We start from the raw sequence: 13,149 nt of genomic DNA on the forward strand, positions 1-13,149 counted from the left end.
ACAACATCTGTGTCTGCACAGGTAAGCTCCGTTGCATCAGCACTTACACTTACCACTGGTGCGGTTATGTCTTGCGTGATTACTACATCACTAGAGGTTACTGTACATCCATTGTCGCTATCGGTTACCACAACACTATATGTTCCTGGTGTAGTTACCGTGATGTTTTGGGTAGTCTCCCCAGTACTCCATAAGTAACTTGCTGTTCCTTGTACTGTTGGTGTTGAACTGATCACAACATCTGTGTCTGCACAGGTAAGCTCCGTTGCATCAGCACTTACACTTACCACTGGTGCGGTTATGTCTTGCGTGATTACTACATCACTAGAGGTTACTGTACATCCATTGTCGCTATCGGTTACCACAACACTATATGTTCCTGGTGTAGTTACCGTAATGTTTTGGGTAGTCTCCCCAGTACTCCATAAGTAACTTGCTGTTCCTTGTACTGTTGGTGTTGAACTGATTACAACATCTGTGTCTGCACAGGTAAGCTCCGTTGCATCAGCACTTACACTTACCACTGGTGCGGTTATGTCTTGCGTGATTACTACATCACTAGAGGTTACTGTACATCCATTGTCGCTATCGGTTACCACAACACTATATGTTCCTGGTGTAGTTACCGTAATGTTTTGGGTAGTCTCCCCAGTACTCCATAAGTAACTTGCTGTTCCTTGTACTGTTGGTGTTGAACTGATCACAACATCTGTGTCTGCACAGGTAAGCTCCGTTGCATCAGCACTTACACTTACCACTGGTGCGGTTATGTCTTGCGTGATTACTACATCACTAGAGGTTACTGTACATCCATTGTCGCTATCGGTTACCACAACACTATATGTTCCTGGTGTAGTTACCGTAATGTTTTGGGTAGTCTCCCCAGTACTCCATAAGTAACTTGCTGTTCCTTGTACTGTTGGTGTTGAACTGATCACAACATCTGTGTCTGCACAGGTAAGCTCCGTTGCATCAGCACTTACACTTACTTCTGGTGAATTAACCGTTAAAACAACACTATCTTCTTCAGGACAACTATTATTTACTGTTGTAACTTCTACTCTATATGTATTTCCATTTAAACCAGCTAGTCCATTGGTTATTGTTAAAGAGGCTGTATTTGTACCACTATAAGGAGCTACATCAGTTAAAGGAGTGGTACTCGCTCCAATATACCATTTGTATATATAATCTCCAGAAGGAATAGCTATTGTTGTATCATCTCCTGTTGCTCCAGTCGTTCCATAATCTGTAACCCTTAAGCCTGTTGGTGTAGCTGTTAATGTAATATTATCTCCCTCACATATTGAAGCTGGGTCTGGAGTTATAACAATACTTGAGACAACATCACTAATAATTTCGCTTCCATTAACTCCATCATATCCTCCTGTACCTCCAGTTACTTGGCCATTAGAATCAAAACCTGTACCATCTAAAATTCCGTCTTTATCGTCATCTGTACCTCCAGATTCAATTGAGTCTGGACATCCATCATTATCAGAATCTGTATCGAGACAATCAAGTATTCCATCAGCGTCTGTATCATTCGATGTTACTATATTAACATCTCTCCATGAAATTCCATCTTCCAATCCTTTTAAATTAACAAACTCAATTCTGGTTATATTTTCATAATATACATTAATCTCAAAAGGATTTCCACCTGAGTCACCGTTTGGCACAAATATATCTCGTATAGTACCTTGCAATACATTAGAAGAATCATAAAACCTAATCTCTTCTATAAAGCTTATTGCTTGTGGGTCTCCTAAATCAGCAGATCCATTGTTATAAATTCTAACCTTTTTTAAATCTGTTTCAGGAAAAACATAACTTACATCTGTATAGCCTCCAGAAGGAGCTCGATCTGCTATGAAAGTACTTAAGTTTCCATCAATAGTATTATTTAAAGATCCTGTTGGATCACTTCCGTTACTAGGTGCTGTAAAATCAGTATCTGTACTACTAACGGATATTGGGTTTACTATAATCTCTGCACTACATTCTACTGTGTCTAAAATTCCATCATTATCATCGTCTAAATCACAAAAATCTGGAACGCTATCACCATCAGTATCTGTAAAACCTGAAACTGTTATATCACAACATACTGTACTATCAGATGCATCTGTAACTGCAGCAGTAGTATTTTGGCCACTAGCCCCAACAATTGTTGGAACTCCATTAGCATCTACCCCTGTAAATGCACCGCTTGTTAATTGTGTATAATTAAAACTACCTGCTGCTTCTAAAGCATCAAAACATCCATCATTATCAGAATCTGTATCGAGACAATCAAGTATTCCATCAGCGTCTGTATCATTCGATGTTACTATATTAACATCTCTCCATGAAATTCCATTTGCCAAACCTGTTAAATTAACAAATTCAATTCTCGCTATATTCTCATAATATACATCAATTTCAAAAGGATTTCCACCTGAATCACCGTTTGGCACAAATATATCTCCTATAGTACCCTGTAGCACATTAGAAGAATCATAAAACCTAATCTCTTCTATAAAGCTTATTGCTTGTGCGTCACTTAGAATACCACCTCCGTTGTTATAAATTCTAATCCTTTTTAAAGTTGTTTGAGGAAAATAATAACTTACATCTGTGTAGCCTCCAGAAGGGTTATTATCTGCTATGAAGGTACTTAAGTTTCCATCAATAGTATTATTTAAAGATCCTGTTGCACTACCACCATTATAAGGTGCTGTAAAATCAGTATCTGTACTACTAACGGAAATTGGGCTTACTGTAATATCCGTATTACATTCTACTGTATCTAGAATTCCATCATTATCATCGTCTAAATCACAAAAATCTGGAACGTTATCACCATCAGTATCTTTAAAACCTGAAACTGCTATATCACAACATACTGTACTATTATTAGCATCTACTAATGCTGTAGTGCTTCCTTGTCCTAGATCTCCTCCTGAATCTGCTGCACCTCCTGAGTTTACTAAGTTTGGAACTCCAAAATTTGTCAATCCTCCTGTAGTTGCATAATCTATCCTATTCCTTCCATCTAATTGAGTACTTACAACATTTTCATCTGCTTCAAGTACATCTGGACAACCGTCATTATCTGAATCAGTATCTAATCTATCTACCAACCCATCAGAATCCGTATCTATATCGATACAATTTGTAGAAGAAGAAGCTTGGTATGAAAAAGAATCTACATCTATTCGTCTGGTTGAATTTGTTAGAAAGCCTGTTCCTTGCACTCTAATATATCTCGCATCACTACTAAGTGTATAGAATATATCTATATATGTATTATCAAATGTGTAAGTACCCGCTAATGAATTTTCAAAGGTAGAACCATCAATGGATTGATCTATCAATATACTTACATTAGCACTTGCATTTGTTCTTGTTCTAATAGTTACCGTAACACCTTGAGGAAGTACTTGACCCAAATCTACTACTAAAAACTCTCCTGGGTAATCCATATACGCATTAAGACCATCACTAGCCCCTAGTGCATTTGAAGGGTCGTGAAAGTTAGATGAGTAAACAGCAGATGCATTACCTGCTGGTATATTTGTAGTTGTACATGATTGTTCATCTACATCTAAAACACCATCATTATCGTCATCTAAATCATATACATCTGATACATTATCACCATCAGTATCTGTAGCGCAATCTGTTGATGCTGTACTCCCTCCATCTGACAAAGTAATCTCTGTTGCAGCTCCAGAGTAATTTGAAACTAACAAGGCGTAATATTTATCAGAGACAACAGGAATACTAAAACTAAAGGTTGGATTAGCAAGATAATCACAGGCTAAAGGCGCCACAAAAGAACCACATTGAGTGGTCATATCTGAAATAGAGTTAAAGGGTCCCCAAATTGCTCCATCAACATCAACTAAATTAGAATTTGTTTGATTGATAACTAAAGTTCCTCCAGTACTAACTTGAAAGAAAAACCATTTAGAATTTGGAGTTGCACCTAAACAGTCATAATTATTACCTGGGTTTATAGTTTGTGCTGACCCACCCGATGTTTCTGCTGGATATGTCTGAGTAGAACCTATACAAACAGGAGTATAATCATCAATAACACTACAGTCTTGCGCAAAAGTTTTAACTGAAAGCAAGAAGGTTAATACAAAAAAGAAAATCTTTTTTTGTTTACCAATTTTAGAAACGTAGTTTTCTCTCATACAAAAGACTTTTATTTTTACACACTAACAAACCTCCAAATAACATTCAGAGTTTTTAAATCAAAAAAATTAACGTAATTAAGCATAAAGTTCAAACATAAAACATCAATCTTATTGCTAACAATAACATTTCATGGGGGGCTTCATAAACTTTTCAGTGTGTGGTTTATAATATTAAAAATTCTGCAATATAAAAAATTACACAACTATATTTAACAATATATCAAATTTAATTTTAAAAAAAAACATTCTCTTGTAATTAATAATTAAATTGAAATGAAATCACCTCACGTATACATAAGTAAGAAACAATCAGAGGTAGCTAAGTCACACTATAATTAAAAAATATTAAACAAAATAAAACAATAGTTTTTGATTATTTAATTAGCTTGCGTAAATAAGATTTAAGAGATTTAAATTCAAAACCAATAGCAGACAGAAATTTTTGCTAAAAACCTTTTTAAAAAGCTTTAAAATTGCTTTTATGTGTTTAATATCTTTTTTAGGTGATTAAGCACATAATTAATTTCATCAATTGTATTTAGCTTACTAAAAGAAAAACGTATTGATGTTTTTTTCTCTTCTTCTTCATTTAAAAACGCGCGCAAAACATGTGACCCTTTACTACTTCCACTTTGACAAGCACTTCCTCCTGACACAGCTACCCCCGATAAATCTAAATTAAACAACAACATTTTGTCTTCTACAGGAAATCGTAAGTTAACTATTGTATAACTTGTTTTTTCTATTAAATCTCCATTAATTTTAACTTCTGGAATTAACTCTTTTACTGCTTCAACAAAGTATTTTTTTAATCCACTTATATATTTTGTATCATTTTTTAAATCTTGACAAGCAACTGCTAATGCTTTTTCCATACCAATTATCGAATGTACATTTTCTGTACTTGACCTCGCTCCTTTTTCTTGCCCTCCCCCATATAAAATTGGTTGAATACCAAATTCTTTTTTAAAATAAGCAAAGCCCACTCCTTTTGGTCCATGAAATTTATGTGCACTTGCTGCGATAAAATCTATCGGTGTTTTTTGTAAATCAATGGTAAAATGCCCTACGGCTTGAACTGTATCGGAATGAAAAAAAGCATTGTATTTTTTACATAACACCGCCACTTGGTCTACTGGTAATAAATTACCAATCTCATTATTTACATACATTAAACTCACCAAAGTTTTTTCCTCTGATTCATTTAAAAAGCTCTCCAAACTCTCCAATGAAACAGCTCCGCTTTGGTTTATCTTAACATAATCTACAGTTATTTTATATTTTTTTTGTAAGAACTGTATCGTATTTAAAACTGCATGATGTTCTATCTTAGAAGTAATAATTCTTTTAACTCCTAAATTTAACACAGCATTAAATAAAATCAAGTTATCTGCTTCGGTTCCTCCTGCTGTGAAAATAATTTCACTTGAAGATACATTAAAGTGTTTTGCTATATTTTTTCTAGCTGTTTCTACTGCAGCTTTAGCTTTTCTACCGTATTGATGTGTAGATGAGGGGTTACCAAAATTGCTTTGCATTGATTGTTGAACAAGCTCTATAACTTCAGGTAACATAGGTGTAGTTGCAGCATTGTCTAAATAAACAGAATTCATAATACAAAAGTAAGATTTTCTAGTTAATAATTAATTTCATTACATTTTCTATGAAGAGTTTATTGATTTTGAAAAACATATACTTCTGTAGCTCCTTGACCGTATTTTTTATAAGACGCATCGTAATATTTAACTGGATAGTTGTTTAATAAATACTCTAATTCAGTTTTTAAAACTCCATCTCCAACTCCGTGTATTAAAACTAGCTTAGATATTTTTTTTGATATACAATATTCTAATTTATGTTTTGCTTTATTAATTTGTAATGATAAAATATCAAAATTATCCATTCCTCGTGTAGATTTTACCAACTTTTTAGCATGTAAATCTACCTCCATAACTACTTCTTTTTTATCCTTTACAAAGGAGTTTTTTTTCTTTTTTTCTTTTGATTGAACTTTAGCTTTTAGCATTGGATTATTGATATCAAAATATTTACTTAACTCATTTTGATCTACTTCAACTTTCACCAATTCTTTCCTAAAAAAACGATACTCCATTCCGTCCGCATCTTTAACAAAAACCTCCTCTTTATTAATTTTTGTTACAAATCCTCTAATATCAGCATCAATTACTACTACTTTATTACCGATTTCTAAACACATCCTTAACCTTTATTTAATTAGCTAAAAGGGCATTAGCTTGTATTTTTGCAAATAATTTCACTCTGCAAAAGAACTGCAAATAAATGATAAACACTAAGAATATTAATACAAAAATTTTCTTTGAAGAAGCAAGAAAAGAATTAATTCTTACCGAGAATCGCAAAGATTTATTGCTCGAAATAGCTGATACTGTTTTTAAAGAATATGTTGATAGAGAAAAAATAAATTTAAATTTTATTTGTACTCATAACTCTCGTAGAAGTCAATTTGCACAGGTATGGAGTTTCTTTGCCATTGAGTATTTCAATTTAAGGAATATGTTTACCTATTCTGGTGGTACAGAAACTACTTCTTTTCATAGAAATACAGTTAAATGCTTACAAAAAACGGGGTTTATTTTTAGTGTTATTGATTTTTCTCACCAAAACCCTAGATATTTAATTTCTTTTAATGAAACTAAAAAATCTATTTTAGGTTTTTCTAAACTCTATGAGCACCCTCAAAACAGTTTCCCTTTTATTGCGATTACTACTTGTGATAGTGCTAATAAAAACTGTCCGTTTATTCCTGATGCTATTGAACGATTTCATTTACCTTATAGTGACCCTAAAGCATCAGACAATACAAACTATATTAAAGAAACATACCTCGAAACAAGCAAGCAAATCGCTGGTGAATTATTCTTTATTTTTGAGAATATTCAACAAAAATTATCTTAATTAAACCTCTATACTTTTATCGTAAGGTATTCTTTTTAAAATATAATTGATTACACTTATTCTTGCTATCGTTTTTCTATTAGCTCTAATAACTTTCCAAGGCGAGATCTCTGTATTCGTTTTAGAGAACATTGCTTTCTTATACTCTGTATAATTATCCCATAGTTCTTGTGCCTTCTCATCTACAGGAGTCATTTTCCATTGTTTTAAAGGGTCATTCTTAATATCGTTAAATCGTTTCGCTTGTTCTTTTTTGTTAATTGACATATAAATTTTTACTAAACGAATACCTGACTCTAAAATCATACGTTCAAAGTCATTAACTTGATTCATGAAAATTTCATATTCTTCTTTCGTACAAAACCCATTAACAGGTTCCACCACTGCACGATTATACCAACTTCTGTCAAAAAAAACAATTTCACCAGCTTTTGGAAACTTCTCTACATATCGTTGAAAATACCATTGTGTTTTTTGGTCTTCATTAGGTTTGGGTAACGCTACAATACGCATGTGACGAGGATTAATTCGCTCAGTTATTCTACGTATCGCCCCACCTTTCCCTGCAGCATCTCTTCCTTCAAAAATTACAATAATTCGTTCATTTTCTTTTATTCCCCAAGCTTGTAGGCGAATTAATTCTACTTGTAATTTTTTTAATTTTCTTTCATAATCAACATATCGAATTGCTTTTTCTAAATTAAAAGGTTTCGATAATAAAGCTTTTAAACCTCTTGTTGTGTTTAATTTATTTACATCTCTTTGAGTTAACTTTCTCATTTTAATCTAAATGTTTTACTGAGCGATAATAACGCATTACAATATTTGGGTCTGGTATTAAAACAGTTTGTGCCTCTTCTTTTCCTACATAATCAAACTGTGATAATACATAACGCATACACTCTACCCTTGCTTCCTTTTTATTATTTGTTTTTACTACTATCCATGGGCTGTAAGCTGTATGTGTTTTACTAAACATTTCATTTTTATAATGACTATACACATCCCATAGTTCTTGCCCTCTTTTATCAACTGGACTAAACTTCCAACGCTTTAATGGATTGTTATTTCGAGAATTAAAACGACGTAATTGTTCATCTTTTGAAATTGACAACCAAAATTTTATGACTACTACTCCATCTTCATATAACATATGTTCAAATTCAGGTACTTGAACTAAGAAATTTTTATACTGATCATCTGTACAAAACCCCATAACAGGTTCTACAACAGCTCTATTATACCAACTGCGATCAAAAAACACAATTTCTCCTGGGTTGGGTAATTCTTTAATGTATCGTTGAAAATACCATTGTCCTTTCTCTACTTCTGTTGGCTTATTCAAAGCTACCAAACGAGTGGAACGCGGGTTTAGATGTTCCATAAACCTTCTAATACTTCCTCCTTTTCCAGCAGCATCTCTACCTTCAAAGATTACAGCAACTCTTATTTTATTTTTTGCAACCCATTGCTGAAGCTTCACTAACTCAATTTGTAATTTTCTTAATTCCTCTTCATAATCTAACTTTACTTTAACCTTGGTTATAGAAATTTCTTTTTCTTTAATGACTGTCAACAATTCTTCATTAGTTGAAACACTCTCAAAATCTTTAATTGTCAACACAGGTTTTTCTTTCATACGAATATTCATTATTATTGTTAATAATCTAACCAAGGGTATGCTAAAATAATACGATATTTACATCTATGAAAAAAAACATACTACTTTTATTCAGCTTGTTTTCTTTACATTCATTTTCTCAACATAAATACAGTAAAGAATTTAGTTTCTTAAACGATAATGATTTATACATATCTACCCACCAAGACAGATATTATACTAATGGAGTTTTTTTAACTTATAGGTATCTAAGCACAAAACAACCTGAAAGAATGGCTAAAAAAAGTTATGAAATTTTTATAGGCCATCAAATGTACACTCCTTTTAAAGCTATTGTAGATGTTATGGAAGAGCACGATCGTCCTTTTGCTGGTTACCTCTTTGGAGGCTTTAGTATAAATCGTTTTTATAAAAATGAGTCTGTTTTTAAAACAACGATTCAAGTAGGTGCTATTGGCTCACCTTCTTTTGCTGAAGAACTACAAGATTTTATTCACAATTTATATGGTTTTAAAAAAGCTGTAGGTTGGAAATATCAAATTAAAAACGCTCTTGCTCTTAATTTAAAAGCGAAGTACATAAAAAAAATATTAAAAGACAATGTTTTTGACCTAAACTGGTCAAACTCTGTAAGGTTAGGTACAGTACACACCGATTTTTCAACAGGGCTGTACACCCGTATAGGTTTTAAACCATTAGAAAGTATTATAAATTCTATCGCTTTTCATGGAAATTTAAATAATCAAAGCACTAGCTTTGAAAATAAGGCAGAAGTTTTTTTGTTTTTTAATCCTATGTTACACTACATTGCTTATAATGCCACTATCGAAGGAAGTTTTTTAAATAGTGGAAGCCCAGTTACTTTTGATGTAGAGCCTTTTAAGTTTACTACAACATTTGGTATTCGCTTTACTAGTAACCGTTTTAATATTGGTTATATTGTAAATTATCATACAAAAAATTTAAAAAGTACTCGAGTTCCTAAAGGAAATTTCTATGGAACAATACAGATAAATTATCAATTTAATAAAGCTTAAAAAAATAATTTTTAAAATCATCAAATTAAGATATATTTGTAAGTCTAATAAATAGAAAAATTACTAAATGAAATTTATCGTATCTAGCTCACAGTTATTAAAACAGCTACAAGTTTTAGGAGGAGTTATAAATAGCAACAACACGTTACCAATTTTAGATAACTTTTTATTCGAACTATCTGAAAACAAATTAAAGATATCTGCTTCTGACCTTGAAACTACTATGTCATCAGTTATTGAAGTTGAAAGCACTGATACTGGAGCGATTGCTATAAATGCTCGTTTATTATTAGATACTTTAAAAACATTTCCTGAACAACCTCTTACTTTTAAAGCTGAAAGAGATAATGCTATCGAAATTATTTCCGAACAAGGAAAGTACGATATGGCATATTTTAGCGGTGAAGAATTTCCTAAAGCGGTAGAGCTCCCATCTCCAAGTAGTACGGAAATTCCTTCTGATATTTTAGCTACCGCTATTTCAAAAACTATTTTTGCTGCTGGTAACGACGATTTACGCCCAGTAATGAGTGGTGTGTTTTTTCAGTTCAACTCAAAAGAACTAACTTTTGTAGCCACTGATGCTCATAAATTAGTAAAGTATACCAGAACCGATATTACTGCTGATAAATCAGCTGAGTTTATTATGCCTAAGAAGCCTTTAAATTTATTAAAAGGTATTTTAGGAGGTTCGGAAAACAACGTTGTAATTGAGTATAACGATACCAATGCCAAATTTACTTTTGACAATGTGGTGTTAATTTGTCGATTAATTGACGGAAAATATCCAAATTACGAAGCTGTTATTCCAAAAGAAAATCCAAATAAGCTAACTGTAGACAGAGCTTCTTTCTTAAACTCTGTTCGTCGTGTATCTATCTTTTCTAGCAAGACAACACATCAAATTCGTTTAAAAATGGCAGGTACTGAGTTAAATGTTTCTGCAGAAGATTTAGACTACTCTAACAAGGCTGATGAACGATTAAACTGTGATTACCAAGGTGATGACATGCAAATTGGTTTTAACTCTCGTTTCTTAAGCGAAATGTTAAACAATTTAAGCTCTAATGATGTTTTAATTGAAATGAGTTTACCTAACAGAGCTGGAATTTTAACTCCAATTGATGGTACTGAAGAAGGTGAATTAATTACTATGCTAGTAATGCCAGTAATGTTAAACGGATAAAAAAAAGCAACATATAAAAAAGAAAAAACACAGCTAAAAAGCTGTGTTTTTTTTATTTGTAAAACTAAACTACATTAATAATTTAATGTAATTGAAACAGTGTTTGGGTTTGCACTATACCAATGTGCCCAATGTTTAGTTTGTCCTTCTAATGGCACGTAAATATTTGGCGCTGCAGGAAAACCAACAGACCAGTCATAAACTTTATTTGCTGAATTACAGTAGCAATATTTATGTCCTGAAGTATTGAGTGTTACAGAAGGAAACCCAAAGGTTGAATCTACCCTATAACTTAACTGGTACTCTAATCTATTATCTGTTTTCACAGTATTCCACCAAGACCACCATAAAAACCTTTTACGTTTTTCTACCTTTGTCTTAGCTCCTATTGAACTGTAAAACAACCAATACCCATTATATTGTCTTGCTTTCATTCTGTAATTACTATTAAAATACACATATGAAGTAGCGCCCTTTGCACTTGTCTTTTTCTCTTGTTTTTCTACCTTATTAGGATGCATATACACAGACAACTCATTGCTAAATTTATACGTTTCTCCTTTATTTATTTGAACTCCTCCATTATTATAAACAGATAAAAAATCATTTATTTGATCAGAGTTTCCTTGAGAGTAACTATAAACAAACTCACCATCTATTCTAAAAATTTTGTCTTCAATTCCTATTTCTCCTTTTTGATTTAAGAGTAACAATAGCATATCATCATCTGAACTAACCACAGGTACTTCTTCTTCATTTATACCCATACCTTTAGCTTCATCAGCTTCTAAATTATACACTAACAATAATGAATTGTATCTTCCTTCTTCTGACATTCTTTTAGCTTCATCTAAAAGGTCTGTTTCAGATTCGTTATACTCTGAAATAAACATTTTTAATTCATCAGTAGTTGCGAAATACAACATATTAGACTCGTTCTCTTTTGATAGTTTCACTTCATCTTTGGTTAGAGATTCTTTTTCCATCTCTTCTTCCTTACAAGATATAACCATGATACTTAACATGATTATTGTAATAATTTTTTTCATAAAATAAATAGTTTATTCAGTTTTCCCTACTCGTACGCTTTTCGGTTTCCGCGATAAGTTTTATACTCAATTAGTTTTAGTAATGAATTCGTATACTTAGTCATCTTACTAACTAACATCTTAAAAACTGAACCAAAACTACCAAACCAAGAAAACCTTAGAGTTAACAAAACACTAAAAAATCAACAAGAAAAAACCTACAAAAATTTAGGTTACATAAATTTTATTCTTTTCTTTTCTTTTTATAACAAGGCACTGAATTAAACTAATTGTCAACTCATTTATTATTATTAACGTGTTTCTCTTTTAAAAATGATAAATAATTGTAAATTTACCTCTTTCAAACTTTATAAATTATAATGGGTAGAATTATTGCAATTGCAAATCAAAAAGGTGGTGTGGGTAAAACAACTACATCTGTAAACTTAGCTGCGGCTTTAGGTGTTTTAGAAAAAAAAGTGTTATTAATTGATGCTGACCCCCAAGCAAATGCTACTTCTGGTTTAGGTTTAGATGTTGAAAGTATAGAAATTGGAACGTATCAAGTTTTAGAACATACTATTCCAGCAAAGAATACTATTTTAAAAACTGATTCTCCTAATGTTGATTTAATACCTGCTCATATAGATTTAGTTGCTATTGAGATTGAATTGGTAGATAAGAAACAGCGTGAATACATGCTTAAGAAAGCATTAAAAGATATTAAAAATGATTACGATTTTATTTTAATAGACTGTGCTCCTTCTTTAGGACTAATAACCTTAAACTCTTTAGTTGCTGCAGACTCAGTTGTTATTCCTATTCAATGTGAATATTTTGCTTTAGAAGGTTTAGGTAAATTATTAAATACAATTAAAAGTGTTCAAAAAATACATAATCCAGAATTAGAAATCGAGGGTCTATTGTTAACCATGTTTGATTCTCGTTTACGCTTATCTAATCAAGTAGTAGAAGAGGTACGTAAACACTTCAGTTCTATGGTTTTTGAAACAATAGTACATAGAAATATCCGTTTAAGTGAAGCGCCTAGTTACGGTGAAAGCATAATTTCATACGATGCAACGAGTAAAGGTGCCGTAAATTACTTAAATTTGGCGAACGAAATTTTAACTAAAAACGCATAATTACT

9 protein-coding genes and 1 pseudogene are annotated in these 13,149 nt (G+C 32.1%); 4 read left to right on the plus strand and 6 right to left on the minus strand.

The window, feature by feature from the left end; all coding sequences use genetic code 11:
- From ACKTSW_RS00005 to ACKTSW_RS00015, 3 genes and pseudogenes are all read right to left on the minus strand, one after another.
- Positions 1-4,187, minus strand: a pseudogene (locus ACKTSW_RS00005) (hypothetical protein); the annotation flags it as partial.
- A 482-nt stretch (positions 4,188-4,669) separates the two neighbouring features.
- Positions 4,670-5,803, minus strand: a complete 1,134-nt coding sequence (locus ACKTSW_RS00010; protein ID WP_408023218.1) for a cysteine desulfurase family protein — start codon at positions 5,801-5,803, stop codon at positions 4,670-4,672.
- A 59-nt stretch (positions 5,804-5,862) separates the two neighbouring features.
- Entirely contained in the window at positions 5,863-6,408 is a 546-nt protein-coding gene (locus tag ACKTSW_RS00015; RefSeq protein WP_408023219.1) for a Smr/MutS family protein, read from the minus strand.
- An 83-nt stretch (positions 6,409-6,491) separates the two neighbouring features.
- Here ACKTSW_RS00015 and ACKTSW_RS00020 point away from each other — a divergent pair, with 83 nt between their 5' ends.
- Entirely contained in the window at positions 6,492-7,127 is a 636-nt protein-coding gene (locus ACKTSW_RS00020) for a low molecular weight phosphatase family protein (RefSeq protein ID WP_408023220.1), read from the plus strand.
- Here ACKTSW_RS00020 and ppk2 (ACKTSW_RS00025) read toward each other — a convergent pair whose 3' ends face one another.
- Positions 7,128-7,907, minus strand: coding sequence for a polyphosphate kinase 2 (gene ppk2, locus ACKTSW_RS00025; protein ID WP_408023221.1), 780 nt, complete (start codon positions 7,905-7,907; stop codon positions 7,128-7,130). It abuts the gene before it with no gap.
- Between the two features lies 1 nt (position 7,908).
- On the minus strand, positions 7,909-8,766 hold the full coding sequence (gene ppk2, locus ACKTSW_RS00030; protein ID WP_408023222.1) for a polyphosphate kinase 2: 858 nt from the start codon (positions 8,764-8,766) through the stop codon (positions 7,909-7,911).
- A gap of 68 nt (positions 8,767-8,834) precedes the next feature.
- Between ppk2 (ACKTSW_RS00030) and ACKTSW_RS00035 the strand changes: the two genes are divergently transcribed.
- Positions 8,835-9,785: a lipid A deacylase LpxR family protein gene (locus ACKTSW_RS00035; RefSeq protein WP_408023223.1), complete on the plus strand. Its 951-nt coding sequence runs from the start codon at positions 8,835-8,837 to the stop codon at positions 9,783-9,785.
- A gap of 67 nt (positions 9,786-9,852) precedes the next feature.
- Complete coding sequence (gene dnaN / locus ACKTSW_RS00040) at positions 9,853-10,971, plus strand: DNA polymerase III subunit beta (RefSeq protein ID WP_408023224.1); 1,119 nt, start codon at positions 9,853-9,855, stop codon at positions 10,969-10,971.
- A gap of 74 nt (positions 10,972-11,045) precedes the next feature.
- Here the strand turns inward: dnaN and ACKTSW_RS00045 are convergent, their stop codons facing one another.
- On the minus strand, positions 11,046-12,020 hold the full coding sequence (locus ACKTSW_RS00045) for a hypothetical protein (protein ID WP_408023225.1): 975 nt from the start codon (positions 12,018-12,020) through the stop codon (positions 11,046-11,048).
- Positions 12,021-12,379: 359 nt separating this feature from the next.
- On the opposite strand from ACKTSW_RS00045, the gene ACKTSW_RS00050 reads away from it, so the two are divergent.
- Positions 12,380-13,144, plus strand: coding sequence for a ParA family protein (locus ACKTSW_RS00050; RefSeq protein WP_408023226.1), 765 nt, complete (start codon positions 12,380-12,382; stop codon positions 13,142-13,144).
- The last annotated feature ends 5 nt before the right edge of the window (positions 13,145-13,149 follow it).

It is taken from the genome of Tenacibaculum sediminilitoris (assembly GCF_964513795.1).
In the GTDB taxonomy this organism is placed as follows: Bacteria; Bacteroidota; Bacteroidia; order Flavobacteriales; family Flavobacteriaceae; genus Polaribacter; species Polaribacter sediminilitoris.

Excerpts from the sequence above, each read along its gene's own strand:
- ACKTSW_RS00050 (WP_408023226.1), top strand. The coding sequence starts at position 12,380 with ATGGGTAGAATTATTGCAATTGCAAATCAAAAAGGTGGTGTGGGTAAA.
- ppk2 (WP_408023221.1), bottom strand. The coding sequence starts at position 7,907 with ATGAGAAAGTTAACTCAAAGAGATGTAAATAAATTAAACACAACAAGA.
- ppk2 (WP_408023222.1), bottom strand. The coding sequence starts at position 8,766 with ATGAAAGAAAAACCTGTGTTGACAATTAAAGATTTTGAGAGTGTTTCA.
- ACKTSW_RS00010 (WP_408023218.1), bottom strand. The coding sequence starts at position 5,803 with ATGAATTCTGTTTATTTAGACAATGCTGCAACTACACCTATGTTACCT.
- ACKTSW_RS00045 (WP_408023225.1), bottom strand. The coding sequence starts at position 12,020 with ATGAAAAAAATTATTACAATAATCATGTTAAGTATCATGGTTATATCT.
- ACKTSW_RS00035 (WP_408023223.1), top strand. The coding sequence starts at position 8,835 with ATGAAAAAAAACATACTACTTTTATTCAGCTTGTTTTCTTTACATTCA.
- ACKTSW_RS00015 (WP_408023219.1), bottom strand. The coding sequence starts at position 6,408 with ATGTGTTTAGAAATCGGTAATAAAGTAGTAGTAATTGATGCTGATATT.
- dnaN (WP_408023224.1), top strand. The coding sequence starts at position 9,853 with ATGAAATTTATCGTATCTAGCTCACAGTTATTAAAACAGCTACAAGTT.
- ACKTSW_RS00020 (WP_408023220.1), top strand. The coding sequence starts at position 6,492 with ATGATAAACACTAAGAATATTAATACAAAAATTTTCTTTGAAGAAGCA.